Annotated in this window: 22 protein-coding genes; 3 read left to right on the forward strand and 19 right to left on the reverse strand. The window is 25.9% G+C overall.

Annotated elements, in window-relative coordinates; genetic code table 11:
* Positions 1–283 precede the first annotated feature (283 nt).
* Entirely contained in the window at positions 284–1,042 is a 759-nt protein-coding gene (locus ACYUEW_RS17040; RefSeq protein WP_460277454.1) for a prepilin peptidase, read from the reverse strand.
* A gap of 326 nt (positions 1,043–1,368) precedes the next feature.
* Here ACYUEW_RS17040 and ACYUEW_RS17045 point away from each other — a divergent pair, with 326 nt between their 5' ends.
* Positions 1,369–1,743 carry a phage holin family protein gene (locus tag ACYUEW_RS17045; RefSeq protein ID WP_003486863.1) on the forward strand — a complete coding sequence of 125 codons (375 nt, stop codon included), beginning with the start codon at positions 1,369–1,371 and terminating at the stop codon, positions 1,741–1,743.
* A 158-nt stretch (positions 1,744–1,901) separates the two neighbouring features.
* Here the strand turns inward: ACYUEW_RS17045 and ACYUEW_RS17050 are convergent, their stop codons facing one another.
* Together ACYUEW_RS17050 and ACYUEW_RS17055 are read right to left on the reverse strand one after the other, a co-directional pair.
* The gene (locus tag ACYUEW_RS17050; protein WP_460277456.1) at positions 1,902–2,330 is read right to left on the reverse strand and encodes an HIT family protein; all 429 of its coding nucleotides are present in this window, start codon (positions 2,328–2,330) and stop codon (positions 1,902–1,904) included.
* Between the two features lie 37 nt (positions 2,331–2,367).
* Positions 2,368–2,583 carry a hypothetical protein gene (locus ACYUEW_RS17055; protein ID WP_003486868.1) on the reverse strand — a complete coding sequence of 72 codons (216 nt, stop codon included), beginning with the start codon at positions 2,581–2,583 and terminating at the stop codon, positions 2,368–2,370.
* 320 nt (positions 2,584–2,903) lie between these two features.
* Between ACYUEW_RS17055 and ACYUEW_RS17060 the strand changes: the two genes are divergently transcribed.
* Positions 2,904–3,368 (forward strand): pyridoxamine 5'-phosphate oxidase family protein, encoded by a 465-nt coding sequence (locus tag ACYUEW_RS17060; RefSeq protein WP_045517898.1) that lies wholly within the window; start codon positions 2,904–2,906, stop codon positions 3,366–3,368.
* Positions 3,369–3,404: 36 nt separating this feature from the next.
* Here the strand turns inward: ACYUEW_RS17060 and ACYUEW_RS17065 are convergent, their stop codons facing one another.
* The 15 genes from ACYUEW_RS17065 to ACYUEW_RS17135 form a co-directional block, all read right to left on the reverse strand.
* A complete protein-coding gene (locus ACYUEW_RS17065) occupies positions 3,405–4,298 on the reverse strand; it encodes a DegV family protein (RefSeq protein WP_460277459.1) in 894 nt (297 codons plus the stop codon).
* Between the two features lie 320 nt (positions 4,299–4,618).
* Positions 4,619–4,975, reverse strand: coding sequence for a NifB/NifX family molybdenum-iron cluster-binding protein (locus ACYUEW_RS17070; RefSeq protein ID WP_003486884.1), 357 nt, complete (start codon positions 4,973–4,975; stop codon positions 4,619–4,621).
* 153 nt (positions 4,976–5,128) lie between these two features.
* Positions 5,129–5,923: a CPBP family intramembrane glutamic endopeptidase gene (locus ACYUEW_RS17075; protein WP_003486887.1), complete on the reverse strand. Its 795-nt coding sequence runs from the start codon at positions 5,921–5,923 to the stop codon at positions 5,129–5,131.
* 322 nt (positions 5,924–6,245) lie between these two features.
* Positions 6,246–7,964, reverse strand: coding sequence for an ABC transporter ATP-binding protein (locus ACYUEW_RS17080; protein ID WP_043031782.1), 1,719 nt, complete (start codon positions 7,962–7,964; stop codon positions 6,246–6,248).
* A gap of 304 nt (positions 7,965–8,268) precedes the next feature.
* Positions 8,269–10,641, reverse strand: a complete 2,373-nt coding sequence (locus ACYUEW_RS17085; protein WP_460277475.1) for a cation-translocating P-type ATPase — start codon at positions 10,639–10,641, stop codon at positions 8,269–8,271.
* A gap of 401 nt (positions 10,642–11,042) precedes the next feature.
* Positions 11,043–11,258: a heavy-metal-associated domain-containing protein gene (locus tag ACYUEW_RS17090; protein ID WP_003486894.1), complete on the reverse strand. Its 216-nt coding sequence runs from the start codon at positions 11,256–11,258 to the stop codon at positions 11,043–11,045.
* Between the two features lie 118 nt (positions 11,259–11,376).
* Positions 11,377–13,812: a heavy metal translocating P-type ATPase gene (locus ACYUEW_RS17095; RefSeq protein ID WP_460277464.1), complete on the reverse strand. Its 2,436-nt coding sequence runs from the start codon at positions 13,810–13,812 to the stop codon at positions 11,377–11,379.
* A 36-nt stretch (positions 13,813–13,848) separates the two neighbouring features.
* Complete coding sequence (locus tag ACYUEW_RS17100; protein WP_003358680.1) at positions 13,849–14,115, reverse strand: metal-sensing transcriptional repressor; 267 nt, start codon at positions 14,113–14,115, stop codon at positions 13,849–13,851.
* A 269-nt stretch (positions 14,116–14,384) separates the two neighbouring features.
* Complete coding sequence (locus ACYUEW_RS17105) at positions 14,385–15,188, reverse strand: lipid II flippase Amj family protein (protein WP_003486899.1); 804 nt, start codon at positions 15,186–15,188, stop codon at positions 14,385–14,387.
* Positions 15,189–15,522: 334 nt separating this feature from the next.
* The gene (locus ACYUEW_RS17110; RefSeq protein ID WP_003393739.1) at positions 15,523–15,687 is read right to left on the reverse strand and encodes a zinc-ribbon domain-containing protein; all 165 of its coding nucleotides are present in this window, start codon (positions 15,685–15,687) and stop codon (positions 15,523–15,525) included.
* Positions 15,688–15,915: 228 nt separating this feature from the next.
* Positions 15,916–17,010, reverse strand: coding sequence for a glycoside hydrolase family 113 (locus ACYUEW_RS17115; protein ID WP_460277467.1), 1,095 nt, complete (start codon positions 17,008–17,010; stop codon positions 15,916–15,918).
* Positions 17,011–17,370: 360 nt separating this feature from the next.
* Positions 17,371–19,467: a cellulose biosynthesis cyclic di-GMP-binding regulatory protein BcsB gene (locus ACYUEW_RS17120; protein WP_045516815.1), complete on the reverse strand. Its 2,097-nt coding sequence runs from the start codon at positions 19,465–19,467 to the stop codon at positions 17,371–17,373.
* 190 nt (positions 19,468–19,657) lie between these two features.
* On the reverse strand, positions 19,658–20,920 hold the full coding sequence (locus ACYUEW_RS17125; protein WP_042385262.1) for a glycosyltransferase family 2 protein: 1,263 nt from the start codon (positions 20,918–20,920) through the stop codon (positions 19,658–19,660).
* A 5-nt stretch (positions 20,921–20,925) separates the two neighbouring features.
* Positions 20,926–22,590 (reverse strand): DUF2334 domain-containing protein, encoded by a 1,665-nt coding sequence (locus ACYUEW_RS17130; protein ID WP_460277470.1) that lies wholly within the window; start codon positions 22,588–22,590, stop codon positions 20,926–20,928.
* Positions 22,583–23,428 carry a GGDEF domain-containing protein gene (locus ACYUEW_RS17135; protein ID WP_042385265.1) on the reverse strand — a complete coding sequence of 282 codons (846 nt, stop codon included), beginning with the start codon at positions 23,426–23,428 and terminating at the stop codon, positions 22,583–22,585. Before ACYUEW_RS17135 ends, ACYUEW_RS17130 begins: the two co-directional genes overlap by 8 nt.
* Before the next feature lie 266 nt (positions 23,429–23,694).
* On the opposite strand from ACYUEW_RS17135, the gene ACYUEW_RS17140 reads away from it, so the two are divergent.
* Entirely contained in the window at positions 23,695–24,966 is a 1,272-nt protein-coding gene (locus ACYUEW_RS17140; protein ID WP_003486910.1) for a methyl-accepting chemotaxis protein, read from the forward strand.
* Between the two features lie 203 nt (positions 24,967–25,169).
* On the opposite strand, the gene ACYUEW_RS17145 is transcribed toward ACYUEW_RS17140, so the two are convergent.
* The coding region (locus tag ACYUEW_RS17145) for an alanine/glycine:cation symporter family protein (RefSeq protein WP_460277473.1) at positions 25,170–26,120 on the reverse strand (951 nt) is incomplete at its 5' end.

The raw sequence follows: 26,120 nt of genomic DNA on the forward strand, positions 1-26,120 counted from the left end.
AATATTTTTTTGTATCAATTAATCTTTTAGCAATTTTCTTTTTTTCATATTTCTAAATCAAAACATAAAAGTTCATATACAAAATAAATCTACAAACTATTTATTATAGCTTGTAGACTTTCAAAATCTAATGTTAACATTGTTTTTAATTGTAATTTATATATTGTAATACATTACAATTTTTATTTTCATAATAATATATCTCAATACTTATGAATATGGGAAAAATCAATATATTTTATTAAATATTATATTATTTTCATAATATATAATATTATCTATTTTAGAAATAGATTGTTATAAAAGATACATAAAATAAAAATACTTTATCTCCAAATAGTATGGAAAATATAGAAGCTATAGCTATAAAAGGCCCAAAGGGTATATAATCTTTTCTACTCTTTCTCTTTGAAACTATAAGTAAAATTCCTATTAAAGCCCCAAAAATAAAAGAAAAAAATATAGTCATAGCAGTAATTTTAAATCCTAAAAATAAAGAAACTACTATATAAACATCTAAATCTCCACTTCCCATTCCTTTAGTTGTGAAAATTATAGTTCCTATAACCATAGTACACAATAATACTGCATATATATATGTTTTTATACCATATCCAAAATAAAATTTTTCTATTAATATGTAAATTACTCCAATTATCATAGCACTAATAGTAGTTTTACTATATACATCTGTAGTATCTAAGTCAATAAATCCAATAACAATTATAAAAGAAACAAATATAATATATTTTATAAAGTTAAAATTCAAACCACATAAATGATATATGCTTAAAAATAGTATCCCTGTTAATAGCTCTACTAGAGGACATCTTAAAGATATTTTATTTTTACAACATTTACATCTTCCCTTTAAAAATATATAACTTACTACTGGAATTAAATCATATAGCTTTATATTTACACCACATTTTTCACAATAAGAAGGTGGATAAATTATAGATTCTCCTTTAGGTATCCTATAGATACATACATTTAAAAAACTTCCTATAATTATGCCTAAAATTAAAACTATTATATTCATATCATACCTTTCAATAAGATTTTAAAAAAATTCTATATTTTATATCATACTTATATAATTACCATTTATTAGAATTTAATAACTCTATTATAATACTTTTTTATTTTTCACTATAAAATTCATTAAATATAGCTTGATTTAAATAATAAATAATTACAATCATTTATTAAATCTTAGAATGTTAATTAATTAATAAAAAAACTTGTACTATATTGTTACACAAATTTTAAATATTTTATTTTAAAAAATATTAGATAATTTATAATATTTTTTAAAATAATGTACAAAATATATATAGTAATAGTTTTAAATTGGAGGTATAAAAAATGGATGAAAGAAAAAGAGAAAATGATTCAAATAACATGTCAAGTGGAATAATGGGATACATTATAAGATTAATAGTATCTATGGTTGTTTTAAGTGTAACTGCGTTTTTTACTCCTGGGTTTACTATACATGGATTTTGGGCAGTTCTATTGGCTGCTGTAATCATAAGCGCTATAGATTATTTAGTAGAAAAACTTATGGGAGTAGATGCCTCTCCTTTTGGTAGAGGACTAAAAGGATTTGTTATATCAGCCATAATAATATATTTAACTCAATTTTTAGTACCAACCATGAGAGTTTCTATAATAGGTGCTATAATTGCAGCTTTAGTCATTGGTGTTATAGATGCTATATTGCCAGGAAGAGTTATGTAAAAATATAAATTTAAAAAAAGACCCATTTAGGTAAATAACTAAATGGGTCTTTTTTAAATTTAAAATATATTATTACAATTAAATGAAATCTTCTTATAATTAATTATTCAGTAATATAATTAAAAAATATATGAAAATAACTTTACTTTAAGGATAAATTATTTTATTAAATAATCTTTTAATTGTTGTTGTATTTTTTTACTTACAACTTCAAGGGTGCTACTATCCTCTTCTCCATAGCTCCAACTAAAACTGTCTCCTTTATATCTTGGAAACAAATGCATATGATAATGACCAACATTATTAAAGCTTCCACCATTTTGCATTATACTATATCCATCTGATTTATATGTATCTTTCAGTACCTTTACCATAATTTTAGATACTCTCATTATTTCTATAGCTGTTTCATCATCCAGCTGATCTAAATCTAAATAGTGTTTTTTAGGTGCTATTAGCATATGTCCTTCATTAATAGGTTCCTCTGCTAAAAAACAGCAAACCAAATCATTTTCATATACTATATTACCTTTTTTCTCCTTGTTTATTATCTTGCAAAAATTACAATTTTCCATAGTGTTTTTCATACGTATCTCCTTTTTTATAAAAATTTAAAATAAAATTCTATTTATCTTTTTTTATTATAATTAACTTTGTAGAAATAAAGTATACTATTAAATATACTATAAGCCAACATCCTAAATCTATAAATAACTTAACTATATTAAACTTATCACTAAATAAATTATAATTAAAGCTAAAAAAATTCATTACTAACTTATATACTATAAAAGAAAGTGCAAATTGTAAAAAAGTAAGGCCACTTTTACTTATATTCAATTATATTCCCCCAATCATTAACAAATATAAAGTTATATATTTATAATAAACCATAAATCAATCTATGTCCAAAATAAAGTGGAAAAATTTTATAATAACATTGATAATAGTATGCTTTTATTTTAATTTTTTATAATCATAGATTATTTATTTATTATAACTAAATAAAATATTAATATAATTTTTGTGTATTTATTCTAAATATATCATTGAAAGAATTTTTAAAACTATAATATAATGCTTAAGTATACTTTAATATATAAAAATTAAATGTTAGAATATTAGATAATACAATAATATTAGAAATAGGGGGGCTTTACATGTTTAAAGAAATGAGAAGAAAAGAAAAAAAACTAAATAAGGAAGAAAGTATTTCCTTGTTAAAAAAGGCTAATCATGGAACCCTTTCAGTATGTCTTGATAATGGATATGCTTATGGTGTACCACTAAATTTTGCTTACAATAATGGAGCTATTTACTTTCATTGTGCAAAGGAAGGCCAAAAAATTGAAGCAATAAATGGGAACAATAAAGTTTCATTTTCTATTGTAGATAATGTAGAATTACTTCCTTCAAAATTTGATGCAAATTATGAAAGTGTAATGATATTCGGTAAAGCTTATGAAGTATTTGAAGATGAAAAGAAAAAAGCTTTACTAGCCCTTATAACTAAATATTCAAAGGATTATTTAAAAGAAGGTACAGATTACATAGAAAGAGCTCAAGATAAAATTAAAATTATAAAGATTGAAATAGAACATATTTCCGGTAAAGGCCAAAGATAAAAAATAAGGAAGTTGCGACACAACTTCCTTATTTTATTAATTTATATCTATTATATGATTTTGTCTATGATCACTCATAAAAAATACATTAAGAGATCCTGGCCCACCATAGGTTCCTACTACTGGACCTACATAGTTTATTATTACATCTTTAACTTTTATCTCTTTTAATATACGTTCTTTCAACTTCTCTGCATCCAAATCTGAATCTCCATGAGAAATAGCTACTATTTCTTCTTCTGGATTTTTTATTCTTTCTATAACTATTTCTGTCAATTTTTTTATAGCCACCTTCCTACCTTTAGCTTTACGCACAGTTATAACTCTGCCCTCATCATTTAAAGTTAGTATAGGTTTTATATTAAGAACCGTCCCTATAAGAGCTGCAGCTGTTGAAATTCTTCCTCCTCTTTTCAGATGAATAAGATCGTTTACAACCATATAACTATTTAAATTTAATTTATTTTCTTCTAAATAACTAGTAACTTCATCAATAGTTAATCCATTTTTTTTCATATCCATAGCCTTTATTACCATGATTCCTTGTCCTAATGATGCAGTTAATACATCTACTATTTCTATTCTGGCATTCTCAAATTCATCTAAAATCATATTTTTAGCTATATTAGCACTATTGTATGTTCCACTCAACCCTGAAGAAACACATACATATAATATATCCTTTTCTTTATCTATTAACTCCTTAAATACTTTGTAATAAGCTTCTGGACTTGGCTGTGACGTTTTTGGTATCTCTCCCTTTACCATAGCTTCATAAAACTCTTTGTAAGGAAGACTTTGTCCAAAATTATCTATATATTCTTTTCCTTCAACATTACAAGTTAATGGGACATACGGAATATGATTATTTTCTATATACTCACTAGATAAATCACAGCAAGAATCTGTCATTATAATATATTCTTTCATTTACAATCTCCTCTTTAAAATGAATTTTCATAATTTATAACAAAAAATACATTTTCAATAAATTTTTATTATTATAAAACAAATTATATAAAATTAAACCTATGTACATTTAATATATGTAACTATATTAGATATTATTTTATTATAAATTATATTATAAAATTATTTCTAATATAACTAATATATCAGATATTATTTAAAAATATAATATATTTTTACAAAAATTTATTATATTTTTAAAATTAATAAGAAAATAAAAAGTACTTTTGTAAAATAATAAAAAAAATAAAAGGAAAGTACTAAGTACTTTCCTTTTATTTTTAATGATGGTGATGTTCCCCATGATGATTACACATTACTTTTCTATCTTGAAGTTCTCCTTTTAAATATTGCTGTAATATATCTTCAATTTTCCCTTTAGCTCCTCGTATAACTTTTAGTCCTTCCTTAATTAAAGCATCATAGGCTCCTTGACCAATGCCTCCTGTTATAACTAATTCTACTTTTTCTTCTACTAATAAACTGGATAGACCACCATGATTATGTTGTAAGCTTTCTGTTGATATATCTTTAATATCTACAATTTTATTATCTTCTACTGTTGCTATGGCGAAAGCCTTACTTTTTCCAAAATGTTGATTAATTATTTCCTCATTTTTAGGTATTGCTATTTTCATTTATATCACACTCCAATTATATATTCTTCTATATTGGTATATTAACATATATTTCTGTATACTTCTAATTTATAATTAACAACATATGTTTTTGATTTTGAAGAAACAAATTAATTAACTCTAAAATTATAACTATGAGCTAGACATTGTTTGCTATAAAATAATCTTTTCACCATTTTTTCCTAAAATATATGCTAATGTTGCCAAAATCGCTATTCCAATACCTAGTCTTATACTATTAAATTTAGTTTTATATATGCTAGGATAGAATTTAACTATGTTGCAAAATAAGTTATTTAAAAAATGAATCATAATACAAGGCATTAAAGATTTAGTTTTACAATAAACAGTCCCAAGTATTATGCCTGCAATAAAAGCATCTGTTAATTGGACAAAATTGAGATGAATTACTGCAAATATTAATGCAGAAATAATTACAGCTTTTTTACAATTATATTTAAGCAATAGCTCATCTAACATTATTCCTCTATAAACTATCTCCTCAAAAATAGGTGCCATAACCACTGTTCCTATAAATCCTACTATTGGATTTTTCATTTCTTTAGCCATAACATCATAAAACAAACTATTCTTTATAACCTTTGATAAAATTATTTCAATTGTATTATCATAAACCAAAATATATCCTATAATTAGCATTGCTATAAAAACATAACCTTTAAAATGCAATGTGTTTTGAAGTTTTAATTTATATCTATTATCTTTAGTATAATTTTTAATAAAAAATATATATGATAAAATTTCTCCTGTTAGTTTACTATATGGTTCTATAATATCTTTGTTTAACCCCATATACCCCAAAATATCTGCTACAATGATAAATATTATAGTAAATACTACTTGATAAAAAATTAAATTCATAATAATATCTGCAATTTTCCCTATATCTCCCCTATCTTTATTTTTAAATTTTATATTATCTGCCATTTTAACCCCCTATTTGGTAAATATAAAGTATTACATCATTAATACTTTTAATATATATTTTTTCATTTATGTATATATTTTTTCATTTATATATATTTTACCATTTAAGTTGTTAATTGTATATATATTGTTTGTAATTATGTACCATAATTTGTATGATACTTTGATAAATTTAATTAAATGGATAAGTCTAAAAGTAAAACCCCAATTCTATTGCTTAAAATAAATTACAAACAATATAATTGGAGTTTTATTTTTATACAGATATTTTTTTACAACACAAAATTTTTTTAATGTTTTTTATAATAAAAAAACATTATATTTAACTTTCTGTTTTTTCAATATTTTTATTAAGTTCACTGTAAATTCCATCTAGTGCTAACAACTCCTCATGAGTCCCTCTCTCTTCAATTCCTTTATCTGTTAAAACCATTATTTCATCCGCATTTTTTATAGTAGATAATCTGTGGGCTACTACTATAGTTGTTCTTCCATTAGATAATTTTTCTAAAGATTTTTGTATTAAATATTCTGTGGCATTATCTAAAGCAGATGTAGCTTCATCTAGTATAAGTATAGGTGGATTTTTTAAAAACACCCTTGCAATAGATAATCTTTGTTTTTGTCCTCCAGATAACTTTATTCCTCTCTCTCCTATATAGGTATTATATCCCTCCGGTAAACTTTCTATAAATTCATGTATATTAGCAAGCTTTGCTGCTTTTACTACCTCTTCATAATTAGCCTCTGGATTACCATATAATATATTTTCCTTTATAGTTCCTGTAAATAAAAATACATCTTGCTGAACAATACCTATATTTTTTCTTAAAGAGCTTATGTTTATATCATATATACTATTATCATCAATTAATATATCTCCCTTATCTATATTATAAAATCTAGGTATTAAATTACAGAGGGTTGTCTTACCTCCACCAGAGGGACCAACTAGTGCTAAAGTCTTTCCTTCTTTAACTTTAAAACTTAAATCATTTAATATATGAGTATCTTCATCATATTTAAAACTTACATTTTTAAATTCTATTGCACCCTTAATATTTTCTAAAGCTTTAGCTTCCTCTTTATCTTTTTCGGGTTTAACACTTAAAAGTTGTCTATATCTTTCAAAACCTGTTACCCCTGATTGGTATTGCTCTACAAAAGAAATAAGCTTTCTAATAGGTGTCATAAACATCTTTATAAATAAAAGATAAGCAACCAAATCACCAAAGTTGATTAAATTTTTATATACAAAATATCCACCAGCTATAAGTACTATTAGATCCAGTATATCTATGAAAAAATACATTCCTGAAAAATAATCTGCCATAGACTTATAAGCCATTTGTCTGGCTCCTACAAATCTCTTGTTGCCTACTTCAAATTTTTCATTTTCATACTCTCTATTAGTAAAAGCCTTAGAAACTCTTATACCTGCAATACTATTTTCTAAATCCGCATTAAGATCTCCAATTTTTACTCTACTATCCATAAAAGCTTTTTCCATTTTAAGTCTATTCTTCATAGAAAACCATACTAGAATTGGTATGAATATAAAACTTATTATTGTTAGCGGTACATTTATAGTACATAATATTATGAAAGATCCTATTAGCATAATAATGGAAATAAAAAGATCCTCTGGACCATGATGTGCGAGTTCTGATATTTCCATAAGATCATTTATGATTCTGGACATTATAACCCCTGTTTTATTTTCATCAAAATATGTAAAAGGTAAAGTTTGAAGATGGTTAAAAACCCTTTTTCTCATATCTGCTTGTATTCTAACCCCTACCATATGTCCCCAATACTGAATAAAATGATTTAAAAAATATTTCATTATATATATAATTAATAAAGATATTGCCCAAAAGAAAAGTAATCTAATCTTTCCATTTGGAATAATATCATTTATGATTTGTCTTGTTATCATAGGATAAAACAAATCACATAAAGCCACAATAAAAGCTGCTATCATATCTAAAACAAACAACTTTTTATGCGGTTTATAATAGGATATAAATTCTTTAAGCATAAATATTTCCTCTCCTTCTTAAATAAGACATATTATCATTTTATCATATTAAATATAAAAATAAATACATTGTTTTATTTTTATTATTAAATAATAGCTATATGCTACAAATAACAAAACCCTATAAATATTTTAAACTATTTTTATACAAACCTTTAAACTTAAAAATAATCCTTATTTTTAACATCCTTACTATTAGTTTTTTATCCTAAAACATAAAAAACTACCTGTACCTTAGAATACAAGTAGCTTTAATACATATTATTAATCTATAAAATGAATACTTTAAAAATTACTTTATCTATTATAATCTATCCATGTTTTTCTTTAAAATAACTCTTTTAAATATTACTTTATTTATTTTAGGTATGATTAACATTAAAGCCATAGCTATAGAATATATAAAAATTATAGGTATTAGATACTCGACTCCAAAATACTCTATAGCAAAAATTCTTCTTGTAGAGGGTATTAAAAAAGCTAACACAAATAATATTGTCATAGAAATAACTATAGAAACTCTATAAAAATTTAGTGGTGTAGATACTTTAAGTAAAATAAATAAACTTAAACTACCAAAAGTTACTAGAGCTAATGTTCTACATTGTTCTAGTGATAAACCTGTATGATATCCTAATAAAAACATTAGAGCTGTGCTTATTCCTATTAAAATACCATTAGGTATAGATACTTCCAGTACTCTTTTCAAAAAATCTTTCTTTATTACATCCTCATTAGGTGATATAGCTAGAAAAAAAGATGGTATTCCTATACTTAATGATCCTATTAAGGTAAGTTGTATTGGTATTATAGGAAATGGTTTCACTAATAAGGCAAATATTATTGATAAAATTATAAAATAAGCTGTCTTTGATAAAAATAATTCTGATACCTTTTCCAGATTGTTTATAAGTCTTCTTCCCTCTAAAACTACTTGGGGAATAGCTGCAAAATCTGAATTTAAAAGTACTAACTGAGCTACCGCCTTTGTTGCCTCAGACCCACTAGCCATAGCAATACCACAATCAGATTCCTTTAATGCTAGCACATCATTTACACCATCTCCAGTCATAGCTACAGTATGACCATTACTTTTAAGTGCTTTCACTATACTTTTCTTTTGGTGAGGAGAAACTCTTCCAAAAACAGAAACCTTATCCACAATTTTTTTCAACTCTTCTTCATCTTCTGGTAATTCTCTAGCATCTATATAGTTTTCTGCACTTTTTATTCCTACCTTCTTAGCTATAGAAGATACAGTTATAGGATTATCTCCAGATATTATTTTAAGATTCACCTGTTCTTTATTAAAATAATTAATAATTTCTTCAGCATTTTCTCTTATTATGTCCTCAATTAATATTAAAGCTACCTCTTTAACATTTCCATTTAACTCTTCATTAAAATTTTCTCCTTCATATTTGGCCAAAAGTAATACTCTTTTTCCCTCTTTGGCTACCTTTTCTATTTTACTTTCTATGTTTTTATATGCATCTTTTAATATCATTTCTGGAGCTCCTAATATAAAAGCTCCTTCCTCTTCAAATTCTACTGCGGACCACTTTCGCTTTGATGAAAATGGTATCTTATTTTTAATTTTTAAATTAGGATTACTTTCATATCTTTCTAACAGTGCTTTTTCTGTAGCATTTCCATTTTTAAAACTATGAACTATAGCCGCAATTATTTTATCTGTGTCCTTTATATTTTCATTATTTAAACACTGCACCTCTGTTACTTTTAAATCACCTTTAGTTATAGTTCCTGTTTTATCTAAACACAAAACATCTACTCTTGCTAAAACTTCTGTAGCAGGTAATTCTTGAATAAGTGTATCCCATTTGGAAAGTCTTATAACTGCTACTACAAAAGTTGCACTAGTCAAGAGTACTAGACCCTCTGGAACCATACCCACTATACCAGAAACGGAGCCTAAAACTGCATCTTGCCAGCTTTTCTTAACATAAAATAATTGTGTAAAGATAAGTAATGAGCCTATCGGAATGGCAAGCCACATTATTATTTTAAATATCTTATTTATAGATATTTGTAACTCTGAATTTATAAGTTTAAATTTTTTAGCCTCTTCTGCTAATTTTGCTGCATAGGTATTTTCCCCCACATTGATTACCTTTGCGTAAGCATTACCCGCAGATACAAAACTTCCAGATAAAAGCTTATCACTTTCTATTTTTAGAATAGAGTCTGGCTCTCCTGTAATTAAAGATTCGTCTACTTCTATTTCATTATGAGAAAGAAGCTCACAATCCACTAATATTTGATCTCCTGCTTTTAAAACTATAATATCATCTAACACAATTTCTTCTACATTTATATTATTAATTTCTCCTTCTCTTATAACATCTACAGTTTTCTCGTTTAGAACAGATAACCTTTCTAATATACCCTTAGCACGAATTTCTTGGAACATCCCTATTATAGTATTAGTAATTATAACTCCTGCAAAAACAGCATTCTTAGGAGAACCAGCCATAAATACAATTATTGCTAAAATAGCATTTAAAGCATTATAACTAGTAAATAAATTTGCTCTAACTATTTGTCCTATTGTTCGTGATGGAGCTTTAGGTAATATATTTACTTTTCCATCTTTTATTCTATGTAATACCTCAGCTTTACTAAGTCCTTTTATTACATTCTCATTTATTTTATCCATTTTTGTCATACTTTCACCACCTAATAATAAGTATAAGCTATATTTATTAAATTAAACTTAAAAACATAATAAATTAAACTTAATATATCATAAATTGTATATAACAAATTAGAACGTATTGATGAACCTTATAAATTTTATTATTTCTTATACAAATTAGTATATTATAATTTTAAATTTAAAACCAATATATTATATTTATTTTTCAATTGTTAGCTCTGAACCATTTAACATAAAGTGTAAAAAGAATGTCTCAAAATTAAAAACCACACTTCAGTTAAATACCGAAGCGTGGTAAAAAAATAAACAACTCGTTTTAAAATATCTGATTATTTAGGTATATACCAAAATTAAATGTATTTGGAGACATCTTTTTTACATTCATAAATAATCTATTTTTATTAAATTATTGTTATTCCTTTAAATTCATATCCGAAATCTTCTATAGCAGATTTTATATCATCTTCACTAACTTCACCAGTACTATCAAACTCTGCAAATTTTCCTTCTAAGGAAACAGTTATGTTTGAAATTCCTTTTAGTTCTGAAAGGGCCTCCTTAACGTGATTAACACAATGCATACAACTCATTCCTTCTATTGATGCTTTCATTTTCATAATAAAATTCCTCCATTTTTAATAAAATTATTTTATATAATTTTGTTTACTTAAACCTATTTGAATTTTAAATTTTCTCAAATAAATTTAAAGTAATCACTATTATATTTCACTTAATTTAAGCCTTAAAACCTCTTAATCTTAAAGCATTTAAGAGTACTGAAACTGAACTAAAGCTCATAGCTGCTGCTGCAATCATAGGATTTAAGAGTGGTCCTCCAAAAATGTGTAAAATACCCATAGCCACTGGAATCCCCAAAGTATTGTACCCAAAAGCCCAAAATAAATTTTCTTTAATATTTTTTATTGTAGCTCTACTTAACTTAAGGGCTGTTGGTACATCCATTAAATCGCTTTTTATAAGTACAATATCTGCAGATTCTATAGCTACATCTGTTCCAGATCCTATGGCTATACCAATATCTGCTTGAGCTAAAGCTGGTGCATCATTAATTCCATCTCCTACCATTGCTACAATTTTTTCTTCTTGTTGAAGTTTTTTTACCCAGTTAGCCTTATCACTAGGAAGAACTTCTGCAAAAATCTTATCTATACCCACTTGTTTTCCTATAGCCTCTGCGGTATTCTTATTATCTCCAGTTATCATAACTACTTCTACACCCATATTATGAAGCTTTTCTATGGCTTTTTTACTATTTTCCTTAAGAGTATCTGCTACAGCTATTATTCCTTTAATTTTATTTTCTATAGCTATAAACATTGGAGTCTTTCCTTCCTTTGAAAGCTTATGAGATTTATCCATAAAGTCCTTCATTTCCACCTCATATTCTTCCATAAGTCTTAAATTTCCAAGAAGCACTTTTTTATCCTCTATAATAACCTCTATGCCTTTACCAGGTATTGCTCTAAAATCTTTACCTTGAAATAATTCTAAATTTTCTTCTTCTGCTTTTTTTACTATAGCTTCACCTAAAGGATGTTCTGAGCCCTTTTCCGCAGTAGCTGCTACTTGAAGTAAATATTTTTCATCTACTCCTTTGGAAACCAAAATATCTGTTACTTTTGGTTTTCCTTCTGTAATAGTTCCTGTTTTATCGAATATAATACTTTGAACTTTATGAGCAGTTTCTAAAGCTCCTCCACTCTTTATAAGAACCCCATTTTCTGCCCCTTTTCCTGTACCTACCATAATAGCCGTTGGTGTGGCTAATCCTAAAGCACAAGGACAAGCTATTACCAATACAGAAATAAATATAGTTAATGAAAATATTAGAGATTCTCCGCTAATATACCAAGCTAAAGAAGAAATTATAGCTAAAGTTATTACTGTTGGCACAAAATAAGCAGAAATTTTATCTGCTAACCTTGCAATGGGCGCTTTACTACCCTGAGCTTCTTCTACAAGTCTTATAATTTGTGCTAGAGTAGTATCTTTTCCAACTTTAGTAGCCTTATATTTTATCACTCCATGCTTATTTATACTTCCTGCCACTGCTGTATCTCCTATATGTTTTTCTACAGGTAAACTTTCTCCTGTAAGCATAGATTCATCTACTGTTGTAGAACCTTCAATAATTTCTCCATCTACGGGAAGTTTTTCTCCTGGTTTAACCAAAACTATATCATTTATTTTAACTTCTTCTATAGGGATTATTATCTCCTTATTATCTCTTATTATAGTTGCATTTTTAGGAGCTAAGGCCATTAATTTTTTTATAGCTTCAGAGGTCTTCCCCTTAGATACAGCTTCTAAATATTTTCCTAAAGTTATTAATGTCAAAATAGTAGCTCCAGATTCAAAATATAAGTCATGAGCATAATGCATATTTCCTTTAGATATTTGGAATATAGCGAAGATACCATATATTACAGCTGCTGATGTACCTATGGAAATTAAGGAATCCATATTAGGACTTCCTTTAATTAAGGATTTAAAACCTACCCTAAAAAACTTGTTTCCTACTAATATAATTGGAATCACTAAAATAAGTTGTATTAATCCAAAGTTTAAAGGGTTATGCATTGGATCAATAATTTTAGGTAACTTTAATCCCATCATACTTCCCATAGATATAGTAAGCAAAGGTACTGCAAATATTAAAGAAGTTATAAATCTTCTCCACAAAGATTTTATTGCATCTTCTTTTCCTTTTTTTTCTTCTTCTATATTTTTTTCTTCTAAAGCTTTGTATCCTGCCTTTTCTATAGCAATTTTTATATCATTTAAACTTACTTTTGATTTATCAAAAGTTATATCAAGCTTTTCTGTTGCTATATTAACGTTAGCTTCTAAAACACCATCTAACTTTCTTGAAACTCTTTCTACAGCTTTGGCACAAGCTGCGCAAGTCATTCCTTCTATCTTTAAATTTCTATGTTCCCCATCTAAAAAGGCTTTATATCCTGCTTTTTCTATGGCTTTTTCTATATCTGAAGTATTACATTTTTTTTCATCAAAAATTATACTTAACTTTTCTGTAGCTATGTTCACATTAGCCTCTTGAACACCTTCTAATTTTTTAGAAACCCTCTCCACAGCTTTAGCACAAGCTGCACAGGTCATTCCTTCTATCTTAAATGATAATTTCTTCATTTTTTACACCACCTTTGAATTGATATTTAAAATTTATTATTTACCAAGCAACTTAGTTAATGTATCTATAATTTCATCTACCTTTTCTTCTCCATTATCATGAAGAAAAGCTTGTTTTACACAATGATTAAGATGCTGCTTTAAAATAAGCATGTTAGCTTTTTTTAATAAAGATTGAGCAGCTGTCATTTGATTAGATATATCTATACAATATCGTCCCTCTTCTATCATCTTTATTATTCCTTCTATCTGTCCTTTTGAAGTTTTTAAAGCTTGGAGAGCTGCTTTTTTTTCTTCATTCATTATTCTTCCTCCTTATATAATTTAGTTTCTATATTTAATAAAAACTATATTTATTTTTAAAATTTTGTACTTAAATAAGTTCGCCTCGTTCAGCCACCCCCACCCTGGGGGTGTATCTTAATTAAAGCACAACTAATATTATTTTTCAATAGTTTTTTCAAAATTTTTAAAAAAAATGTGTATCAAAATAAATTTAAATCTATCTTGATACACTATCTTGAAATTATATTTCTAATGAGTTACCCTATTACCAATTTTACTACAAATATTTAAATTAATCTTGCAATAGTACTAATAATTTGTGCTGCAGGCTTTAACAAAATTTGTGCTAAGAGTGTGCCTACTATTAATCCGCCAACTATAAAAGTTATACATCTATTAAAATTAACCTCACTGCAACTTCCTGCAATAACATCATCTGTAAGCATTGAAATAAAAGGATCTATAAATATAAACATGAGAATTGTTGCTATGCTATTTATAACGGATGACAATGTACTACAGGTTGTTCTTAATTCTGGGTTTAGACATCCTGCGTATAAAGATGCTAATATTCCAACAGTAGATATAGAAAATGCTATTGTATTCAATAACACTAGTTTTTTAGGTATTTTTTTATATTCTTTTATATATTTAAAATTTTCTTTTTTAGGCCTAGTTACACTTTCTTTAAACTGTCTTATTCCAGATTTCGAAAATCCATGAAATAACAATTTAGGTATAGAACGATAAATACTAAAAGATTCTACTGCTCTTCCAAAAAACTTTATAAATGTTGGCATTAGCAATGCTCCAACTACTGTTGCCAAGGTTGTTGACAAAAGTATCCACCTAAAAACATATAATAATCCTTCTGAATTGCCTAAATTTATACTATTTTCAATGGTTTTAGCTAAAAGTGGTGCCTGTATAGTGTTGGCAGTTCTAGATAACAATGCAAACACATTAAATACTGCAAAAGATATTGCTATTCTACCAGTTCTTACCCCTACAATCCTTACAGAATATGCCAAAGTTGATATGACATAAATAACAAATGTAAGTATAAGAACAATTATAATCTGTGTAGACATTTTTTACCTCCATAAATATGTAAACTATATTACTATTGATTAATTATAGCTTTTTATTTATCATATTATTAAAAAATAAAGTGATTAGTCTCATCTAATTTTTTAATATATTATTTAGTAAATTCAATCTTAATTCTTAAAGATCTATGCATTACTAAATATAGTAATATATTTAACTTAAAATTTCAACTTAAGCACCATTTAAAATTATATGAAATCTTATTTATAAATATTTTATCTACCTTAAATAGAAAAATAATACTGCTCTAAAAACTATACTAATATACAAAAAACCTGTAAGAGTAATCTCTTACAGGTATAATTACGAATTCAATTATCTTCTGAATCCTCTGTTGTTTTGTTGTTTTCTTGCTTTTCTGCATTCTGGGCATCTTTGTGGTTCATTTTCGAATCCTTTTTCTTTGTAGAATTCTTGTTCTCCTTCAGTGAAAACGAATTCCTTTCCACAATCTTTGCATGTTATGTTCTTATCTGCCATTTTAACATTCCTCCTTCTAATTATTAAGATTTAAAACTGATTCACATAACTTCTTAAAAAGAGGAGATGTTATTATCATATTAAATCCTTAATTGTTGCAGTTATTAAACTTACAACATAATTAATAATACCACATATAGAAATAATAAGCAATAGTTTTATTACTTTATTTAGCAAATTAAATATTTAAAATTTTCACAATGTATTTTAATCTTTATAAAATATATACTATTTACTATACCATTTTTTAATTACCTTTGTAGTTTCTTCTGAAGGATAAAAGTTTTTACCCTCACTATTCTCTCCTATAGCGAAAATAGAAAACCCTAAAAGCCAAGGTTCTTTTTCAAAAACCCTTCTATAAGCTTCAAAGCATCTAGCCTGTTCTTCATTGTTAGAAAGCTTTGAAGGCATAGGATTCCAAGGTTCAGAGGCTGCCTTATTCTTTCTAGGAAAACCTAGCTCTCCAAAGAAAATAGGTTTATGCCATTTTTCATTTAAATGATATAATTCTTTTTTTATATTTTGTCTTCTATCATTTTTCTTTACGTTATCTATAGCATCTACGAGCTCTTCCACTGTATTAGTATCTTTATCTGTAAGTTCAAAATAAGCTGCAACAGATATAAAATCCACCTTAGAAAATAATTTATTATTTAATTTTTTTTGGTACTTCTCTTTAGTTTCAGGTTCCCAATGAGCTGTATACCACCAACAAGTTCTATAAGTTATAAGTCCTTTATAATGTTTTCTTGCAAAATCTATGGTATTACACCACTGCTCTTGTTCATCTTCAATATATACAAAATTAGAAGCTACATTTAAAGCATCCACATGATAGGGAACTGCTATATTATCTATTAATACTTTAAGCACATTATTTTGCCAATTTTTAAAGAATTGTTTTTTATTATTAGGATTCCATTCCGTTTCATAAAGATTACCATTATCTATCCAAGGATATGGTTCTAATATTATATTTATCTTTTTCCATCTTAATTTTTTTATTAATTCTATAGCTTTTTTTTCACTTTCTTTATCTACACTCATGTTACTAGAGGATAGATTTTTTATATTTATGACTACAGGTATATTTATTGTATTTATCCCTAATTTATTTATATCTTCCAACGTTTGATTTATATCATAATCTGTAGATAAATTTCCTGATTTTATTTTAACTTCAAATTTATCATTTAAAGTTTTTCCATAAAACTTATTTTTTATTTTATTTATTTCTCCATGAACAATTGGATTTAAATTTAATACATAAATAAAAATCAACATTATACTTATCCATATTATATATTTATTCTTTTTCATAAAATAACTCCCTTTGTATTAAGGTATTCTTAACCTTAATAAACCCTAGACTATACCTTATAAAATTTACCCTTGATTTTCCTAATATTAACCAAAGCCCAAACTACTCAATACTAATTATAACTTATTTAATCATTTTTATCCGATGACTACCCGCCCTAATACACCTATCTTATTCAACGTAGGAGTAAAGAGCGGTTACGTCCCTGGATAACGATTTCTCCTAAAGGATAACGACTTCTAAGGAGTAAAACTCCTAAGAATTCTGTTAATAAGCTTTAGTGGGAGTAAAAACTCCATCTAAAGCCAAGACCTCTGTTTATTAAGTTATCCTAATTATTGTACTAGTAATAATATATCCTAACTATTTTTTTTATATTTTTTTATAAATAATAAAGAACCTCCCACTAAAATAAGCATTATAAATATAAAAAATATTAATAAATTTTTTATATTAGAGTTTAAAGTTATATTTTTAAATTTACTAATATTACCGTTTTCTTCTTTTTCTTTATCATATTTATCTCCAAAATATGAATAATTCATTATACCATCTCTATCTATAGTTACAGCATTCCCTTTAAGATTTTTTACTAAAGATATATCACTTAAATATTTTTGTGCTAAAGCTAAATCTCTAGTATAAGTTGATGTTACTATCATTGCTTTGTTCTCTTTATTATAAGGAGAGTCTATAAGTTGAATAGAGGCTAATTTGCTGCTATAATCCTGAAAAAATTTCATTTTCTCATTGGATAGAAATCCATTAAAATTCTTGTTAAATTTAATATATAAATTTTTATTTAAATTTTTTATAATAGAATTGCTCTCTGGTGTTCCTATGATTATTAAATTACCCTTCTTAAGTTTAGATGATAAATCCTTTGCTGCTACTGCATTAAATTTACCCCTATTGATATCTACATCATGCCCTATGGTAGCCATTATATTTCCTGCAAAATTAAGTTCTTCAGAAGTAGTATTATCTGAAAGTACTAATGTCAAATCATTCATACCTCCATTAGATACAAATGGATTAGGATAATTTTCAAATACATTATCCCTACCCTCTTTATAAGGGGTATAAATGTAAGAATTATTTAATATATAAGCCCAAGGATTTTCGCCCTCTCTAAAAGTACAAAATAAATCTTTAATTTCTAAATTAAACACTACCTTTATTTCATAATTGCTACTATTTCTAATATCTTTTGGAATACTTATTTCAAAGCTATCATTATCCGCTGTTTTGCTGTCTAATTTTTTACTACCTATTGGAGTATCATTTATATAAACCGTTATAAGAGATCTATCAAAATCTATATTTTTAGAATATCTATTATTTATAACTACCTTTGATCCCTCTTTTATAAATCTATCTTTGGGAATATTCAAATTAAAGGTTGCCTCCTGTTTAAAAGGTCCTTTTAAACTTACATTGCCATATCCTAAATCTGACAATGATACTCTATTCCCTTTTTCTTCTTTTATATCTTCTACATCCATACTATTATTAACTATTATAGTGTCTTTATCTATTTGCTTCATATAGTCTTTACTACATAATAATTTTGAAGCCTTTATCATATTCTTTTCATTATTAGATATTAAAAGCAATAGCTTTTTACTAGGATTATAGGGTGAAATAACCTCTTTAACAATAGCATCTTTATCTAGCCTATTTATCTCTTCTTTGGACAGTAAAGTTAACAAATCTAGGGGAGTATTATTTTTACTTCCTATAAAAATTATATCTAATTTATTTTTAAAATTAGCCTCTGAAGTTTTATAAACTTTCACATTTACATTATCAAACTTTCTTTTTGATCCAAAATTAGAACAAAGCAACATAGCAGATGTTATTTCCCCCTGAGAAAAATTATCTGATATCATAATCATACTGTTAGCTGGATTTTCATCACTGGCTTTTAAATAAGGGTAAGGAAATTCTTTAAGAGTTTTTGTATCTTCTCTATCTTTAAAATCCATATGAACATAAGAACCTTTGTGAATTATAAACCAATTCCCACTATTTACATCATCTACACAGGGTTTTTCTGATATTCTACTATAAACTTTAATTTTAACTTCATTATATCCGGATATCAATTTATCCTTTGGTATATTAATTTTTATAGATTCTTTATATTTCTTCTTGTCTCCAACTTTCATAGAATATACGGGGAAATCATTTATATAAACTGTTAATGTAGATTGGGTTTTATCTAAAAGCTCACTCTCTGTAAAAATTAGATTTAAATAAGTATTATCTACCTTCCAACTTCCATCTATATTAAAGAAAAATACATTGCTCCCAAATACCCCTTCCATCTTCATATCTTTTTCTACTCTAAAATTTTTAGATTTATTTGGGGCCGCCATTACATTTTGTACACTTATAATATTTCCTAGGAAAACTATTATAATAATAATTATTATTCTCAAATTTTTCTTCATATTTACTCCTGATTTCTAAAGTCATAATAAATAGTAACATTAACTAAGTATTTTTTTCCTGTTAATCAACAACTAATCAGGTTTTCACCTGCCTTTCTTTTTATATTATTATTTATTTCATTTAATATTTTCATATCCTTTAAGTGATAATTCTTTTATTGATTTTTCTATGTGTTTTTTATATTTATTCTTAGAATCTTTCCGTTTTATACCATTTAACCTCTTTTTTAAACAATTTATCCTGCATATATTGAATTATTCCTTTAAGTGCAACTATCATCCACATTTGACAATATGTAAAATACATAATAGGCACAAGTATTAAATTTTTCCTATTACTTTCCCCTTTTTCTAAGGTTAGGGTTAAACTTACTTCTAAAACAAAAAGCACATATGCTAATATCCAAAGAACATTAAAATTTCCTGTAACATGTAAATTTATATTTGAAAAAATACCAACAATAAATAAAATATCAGATATTATTACAGAGGATAAAAATAAAAAGTACACTGAAAAAAAATAAAAAATATCAAATATTATATTTTTACTAGTTCCTTTAAATATATTTTTAAAATATTTTAGAAGCACATAAATATTACCTTTGGCCCATCTAGTTCTTTGTTTAAACCAAACCTTTAAATTTTCTGGCTCCTGTTCCCAGGTTACGGAGTATGGTACAAATTTTATTTTATATCCTAATTCATATATTCTAAAACTTATTTCTGTATCTTCTGCTATAGCCCTTGGATCCCAACCATTCAACTTTTGTATTATATCCCTTTTTACTATAAAATTAGTGCCAGGTATAGTACATAAATTTAATAAATTCCATCTTCCAGCTTGACACATCCATTGAAAACTTAAGGTTTCTATATTTATAAATCTTGTTAACATATTTCTGTCTTTATTTCTAGTTCTAAATTTTCCTATAACTGCTCCTAAACTTTCGTCCTCAATTATAGTTTCAATAAGATATTTTAATGCATTTTTGTCTGGAGTATTATCCGCATCATATACGGCTATAAAATCACCACTTGAATGTTTATACCCTATATTTAAGGCATTGGACTTACCTTTTCCTCCTGTTATACTATCTGTATTTATTATTTTAAAATTATAAAATCTGTATTCTTTTTCAATCTGTTCTAATATTTTTTTAGTATTATCTGAGGAATCATCATTTATAACAATAAGTTCCATTTTATCTTTAGGATAATCTAAAAGCAAAATAGATTTTACCGTTCTTCCTATTACCTTTTCCTCATTATGGGCAGGTACTAATATGGATACCATAGGATATTCTTCATCCTTTAATCCTTTAAGTTCACTGTTTAAAGTTTTTAAATAATATCTATACCCAGACAAAGATAAAATTATATTTACAAGCAGTAGCATCCATATTGAAACTAAAGAATAAATAAAGAAATAATCTAACCAATTTAAACTTTTCACATTTATCACCTTAAAAATTTATTTTTATCCTTTTTCTTGGATACAAAAAATATAATAAGAAATATAATCACAAATACAGCCACTATTATTATAATTATAAAATTAGCTCTTTCTATAAACTGTTTATCTTTAAAACTTTTTTTATTATTAATTTTATTATCCTCTTCACTTTTTTTATACTGTATATTTACCTTCCCATCCTTTGATAAAATTTTTATGTCATTCCATTTAACCCAATTTTCTTCTTTTTTCAAATCTAAAAAATCAACATTTTCACTTTTAAAATAATCAACTAGTTCTTTTAAATAATTTATATCTATATAAGAATGAAAAAATACTCCAGCAGTATATCCCTTTACCATAGAAATCTGACGAAAATTCTCCTGTATTTCCTTAAGCCATAGTGGATTCTCCTTTTCTACATATCCCAGATTTTCAGGGATAAATATATTAAAAATTTCTGTGTCCTTTAGTATGTAAGGATATGCTGTACTTGTAAATCTTTTATCGCTACTTTGATATTGCCCTACATAAGTGGAAAAATACTTTTTAATTTGTTTATATGCTCTCATGTCCATAGCATAATGAGGTGCTTCAAAGCCTAATGGATATATATTATTTTTTACACATTCTTTAATACCTCTTCCTACTTTGTCATACACATACTTTTCCATATCCACTTTCAAAGGAGCATTTTCTTTTCCATTCCAAAACTCATACCCCTCTCCTGAAGCTTCTTCTTTACTATTTTGGTGAGTGTATCCATGTAGTATTACTGTGCCACCTTTTTTCTGCATATATTTTATAGTATCAATAAATTCTTTTTGATCTGACATACTATTCATATAACCTGTTTTAGTATCTACAAAAGTAGGAATAAGAGCTATCATAAAGGGTACGTCTTCACTGTATAAATAGTCTGCTATAGCTTTAAGCTCATTTATATCTCTTAAAGGATGAACATCCTCTATTCTTATAAAAACTTTCCCCTCTTTAAATTTATCTACTTTAAATATATAATTTAGAATATCTGAAAAAATATAAAAAATCACTGAGTTGTCATCTATTCTGCTTATATGCCATAAATTTTTTTCATTTACTATATAAGGGAAATAGTCTTTCCCATTACTTAAATAAGCATATATTTTTGCTTCTTTAGAATAGGGCTTTAAAACTGTAAAGCTTTCTTTTGAATCTAAATAAAATTTTTCCATTTTAGAAATATTTATATTTTCTTTATTAGAATAATAGACTTCTGTAATATCTGATCTAGAATCTAAAAACCCCATATTATATTTAGGGTCGTTTTGCAATAAAATATCTATACCTTCTCCTATCCAACATATTTTTTTATTATAATCTTTTAAGTCCTTTATAAGCTCTTTTTTATTTAATTTTCCTTCTATACCCATTACAAACACATAATCATAATTATCTATTTCCCTTTCCCTATAATCGGCCACATTTACTACTTTTACCTCTGTATTAAAGGCTCCTAAAAGTTCTCTAACAGAATATACTATATTGTTGTTATAGGGAAAAAATTTAAAACTATCATATATTATTAAGACTTTTTCTTTTTTAACATTATCCACTGCTTTAATTTTACAATTTACATTCGTAAATAGTAGAAAGAATACCATAAAATAAATAATTATTTTCTTATACATCGTACTCTAATTCCTTTTCTGCTAATTCTTTAAATTCAAAGGCTTCTTTTATAGTATTTTCATATTCTACTATTCCTATTTTTATATCAAGATTAACATTCTTATCCTCTTGTTTTATTTTTAAGTTTTCTTCACTGATACTTTCCTTTATTCTACCTTTTACTACCTCAGCCCCTTGAATATTTGTACTAGGCATAAGCACCGCAAGAATATCTTTATCTAATTTATAACTAATATCCTCTCCCCTAATTGCTAAGGTTATAACATTACTTATAACCTTTAAAATTTCCTCCATTCTTTTCTCTCCTAAAATAACTTTAAGTTCATCATAATACTGTATTTTTACGATCATAAGAGAGAGGCTTAATTTATGCCTTTTAGCCTTACTCATTTCTCTATCTAAATCCATATAAAATCCTTTTAAATTACTAAGGCCAGTAGTCCTATCAATGGTTATTAAATCTCTATATTCCTTTTGCAGTTTTGCATTTATATTCTGAATTAAGTTTATGTTTTCTGATAACCTTCCAGATATAAAAGCACTTAAGGGTATATCAACCATCCAAATATAAGTAATAAGTTCTATAGGATTTCTATAAATTATATTATTATAAATTATATAAGTAACATAAAAGAATATAATCATAGCACTAAATAAAAAGCCTTCAACTATTCCTCTAAAATAAGCTACTATTGTCACCGTAAATAGTAAACCTAACATTATAAAATTTAACATAATATTTTTACCTAGATTAAAATATATAAAACTACATATACAAAAAAAGTTTAATAACAAAATAATTATGTATATATCTATATTCTTAGAAAATCTATTCATATTTTTATTTCCCTCCAGGAAAAAATTTATTATTAATTCATACTTTTAAGCAACGTTCTTTTACTATATTTTCCATATATTATAACATAATATTTCTTTAATACTATAGTTATTTTATTGATGTTAATATTATTTCCTTATAAACAAATATAATTTATATTTAACAATATTATTTATAAAAATTCACATAAAGGTTTTCATTAAAATATCGTAAATTAATATTGTAAATAATATCCCTATTTATTCATGTAAAGGAGTTAAAAAATATGTACACTGATACTAGCTTTAAAACAAAATATATGATTACAACTATGTGCTTAATTTTACCCTCAACCTTTATATTAGGAATTATTACATCCTATATTTTAAATCTTAACGGTAAAAATTTTTTATTGAATATTCTATTTTATGTTTTATCAGGAATAATAATAGGAATTTCCTCTATATTTAAAAATATAAAAAAATTTATAAATCCCTCCATTTTAGTTAATGAGGCTGCCCTTAGCATACAAAATAATGATTTTACATATAAACTTTCAAAGGAAAATTTAACAAATGGTAATGAAATGCTTCAAAATCTAAACAATGTAATAGATAATTTGAAATCTATGATAATTACTGTAAAAGATTTAAGTTTAAACGTAACCTCTAGCTCCTATGAAAACAATTCATACTTAGACAATGCAATATTAAAGCTAGAAGAAGCTATGTTATCTATAAATAATGTAGTTACCCTTTCTTCCAAACAAGCAGATAGTCTTAATGAATGTGAAAATTTAATATCCCATTTATCTAAAGATATTAATGATATACTAAAAGACATGAATAACTCAAAATCTTTTATTACTAAAGCATTAAATACCATAGATGTTATTGAAGATACGGTTAAAAATCAAGAAATAAAAATGAAAGATACTAAATCCGCTTCACTAATGGCAGTAAATTCTGTAAAAGAATTCGAAATAAAATCTAGGGAAATTAGTGATATAGTTAATGTTATAGGACAAATTTCTCAGCAAACTAATCTTCTTGCTTTAAATGCATCTATAGAGGCTGCAAGAGCTGGAGAATATGGAAAAGGATTTGCGGTTGTAGCTGAAGAAATTAGAAAACTTGCTGAACAATCTGCTAACTCTGTTGAAAGCATAGAAAAAATTGTAAAATATATTGAAAATGCTGTTTCTAGTACTGTTAATCAAATAACTACAGTAAATTCAGTTGTAGATGAGCAAAATATTTCACTTTTAGAGGCTATAAAAGCATTTAATGAAGTATCTAATCTTGTAGTTAATGTATCTACGGATATAACTAAAGTTTTAAATTCTGCAAATACATTGACTAATAATTGCGAAAAAACTAAAAATGAAATTTTTTCAGTTACACATTTTGCTGAGGAAAACGCTAATAATACTAAAGAAGTTTCAAGTTCCATTAGTAACCAATTAAATATTTTAAACAAAGTTAAGACTTCTTCTAATAGACTTAGTAATCTTTCTAATTCTTTAGAAAATAAAATAAATATATACAAAGTAGAGTAATAAAAATCTTAATAGTAATTAATTTATATTAATTACTATTATTAGTTATATCAAAAATAAAGGATGTATTACTAACATAACCTCATGTTAGTAATACATCCTTCTATGCTTATTATATACCCTTCTTTAAAATTTTATATTCTTTAAATATATTCTTATATTACTACTTTAAGCTATTAATATACTTAAAGTCTTTCTTATATTTATTTATCTGTAACTTTAAAATTTTCATTATAATCCTTTAATGACTCTTTTACTATTTTAACTAAAGCTATCAATGCTATTACATTAGGAATTACCATAAGTCCATTAAAAGTATCTGCAAGTTCCCAAACTAAATCTACTTTTAAAGTTGTTCCTACCACTATAAAAATTGCCACTAATAATCTATATATATTTAAGCCCTTACCTTTAAAAAGATATTTTACATTAGCTTCTCCAAAGAAATACCATCCAATTATTGTTGAAAAAGCAAAGAAAAATAATGCAATGGCTATAAAGTATGCACCAAAATTACCTAATCCTTGAGTAAATGCATTTTGTGTTAATTCTATGCCTGTTGTCTTTCCATCTAGTACCCCTGTTGTAAGTATTACGAATGCTGTAAATGTAAGAACTATAAAAGTATCTATAAATACTCCAACTATAGCTACTAATCCTTGTTCTACTGGATGTTTTACCTTAGCTACCGCATGGGCATGTGGTGTTGATCCCATTCCAGCTTCATTTGAAAATAATCCTCTTGCCACTCCATATCGTATAGCTTGTTTCACAGTAACACCTGCAACTCCACCTACAGCAGCTTTAGGATTAAAAGCAGAAACAAATATTAATTTAAAAGCAGGTAATATATTTGTATAATTCTTAGCTAATATTATAATACTTCCTATTATATAAAATAAAGCCATTATAGGAACCATTTTTTCTGTTACAGAAGCTATTCTTCCTATTCCTCCTATAAAAACAACCAATCCAAGTATTGCAACTATTATTCCTATTATCCAAGATGGTATATTAGAAATATTTGAAAAAGCTGCCCCTATAGAATTTGCCTGAACCATRTTACCTATAAATCCTAAGGCTAATATTATAGTTATAGAGAAAAAACTAGCTAAAAATTTACTTTTAAGTCCTTTGCTTATATAATAGGCTGG

The sequence above is a fragment of the Clostridium sp. CTA-1 genome, from assembly GCF_054768215.1.

Excerpts from the sequence above, each read along its gene's own strand:
- ACYUEW_RS17050 (WP_460277456.1), bottom strand. The coding sequence starts at position 2,330 with ATGAAAAACACTATGGAAAATTGTAATTTTTGCAAGATAATAAACAAG.
- ACYUEW_RS17100 (WP_003358680.1), bottom strand. The coding sequence starts at position 14,115 with ATGAATGAAGAAAAAAAAGCAGCTCTCCAAGCTTTAAAAACTTCAAAA.
- ACYUEW_RS17095 (WP_460277464.1), bottom strand. The coding sequence starts at position 13,812 with ATGAAGAAATTATCATTTAAGATAGAAGGAATGACCTGTGCAGCTTGT.
- ACYUEW_RS17080 (WP_043031782.1), bottom strand. The coding sequence starts at position 7,964 with ATGCTTAAAGAATTTATATCCTATTATAAACCGCATAAAAAGTTGTTT.
- ACYUEW_RS17060 (WP_045517898.1), top strand. The coding sequence starts at position 2,904 with ATGTTTAAAGAAATGAGAAGAAAAGAAAAAAAACTAAATAAGGAAGAA.
- ACYUEW_RS17045 (WP_003486863.1), top strand. The coding sequence starts at position 1,369 with ATGGATGAAAGAAAAAGAGAAAATGATTCAAATAACATGTCAAGTGGA.
- ACYUEW_RS17120 (WP_045516815.1), bottom strand. The coding sequence starts at position 19,467 with ATGAAGAAAAATTTGAGAATAATAATTATTATTATAATAGTTTTCCTA.
- ACYUEW_RS17075 (WP_003486887.1), bottom strand. The coding sequence starts at position 5,923 with ATGGCAGATAATATAAAATTTAAAAATAAAGATAGGGGAGATATAGGG.
- ACYUEW_RS17135 (WP_042385265.1), bottom strand. The coding sequence starts at position 23,428 with ATGAATAGATTTTCTAAGAATATAGATATATACATAATTATTTTGTTA.
- ACYUEW_RS17085 (WP_460277475.1), bottom strand. The coding sequence starts at position 10,641 with ATGGATAAAATAAATGAGAATGTAATAAAAGGACTTAGTAAAGCTGAG.
- ACYUEW_RS17105 (WP_003486899.1), bottom strand. The coding sequence starts at position 15,188 with ATGTCTACACAGATTATAATTGTTCTTATACTTACATTTGTTATTTAT.
- ACYUEW_RS17110 (WP_003393739.1), bottom strand. The coding sequence starts at position 15,687 with ATGGCAGATAAGAACATAACATGCAAAGATTGTGGAAAGGAATTCGTT.
- ACYUEW_RS17130 (WP_460277470.1), bottom strand. The coding sequence starts at position 22,590 with ATGTATAAGAAAATAATTATTTATTTTATGGTATTCTTTCTACTATTT.
- ACYUEW_RS17040 (WP_460277454.1), bottom strand. The coding sequence starts at position 1,042 with ATGAATATAATAGTTTTAATTTTAGGCATAATTATAGGAAGTTTTTTA.
- ACYUEW_RS17090 (WP_003486894.1), bottom strand. The coding sequence starts at position 11,258 with ATGAAAATGAAAGCATCAATAGAAGGAATGAGTTGTATGCATTGTGTT.
- ACYUEW_RS17065 (WP_460277459.1), bottom strand. The coding sequence starts at position 4,298 with ATGAAAGAATATATTATAATGACAGATTCTTGCTGTGATTTATCTAGT.
- ACYUEW_RS17115 (WP_460277467.1), bottom strand. The coding sequence starts at position 17,010 with ATGAAAAAGAATAAATATATAATATGGATAAGTATAATGTTGATTTTT.
- ACYUEW_RS17140 (WP_003486910.1), top strand. The coding sequence starts at position 23,695 with ATGTACACTGATACTAGCTTTAAAACAAAATATATGATTACAACTATG.
- ACYUEW_RS17070 (WP_003486884.1), bottom strand. The coding sequence starts at position 4,975 with ATGAAAATAGCAATACCTAAAAATGAGGAAATAATTAATCAACATTTT.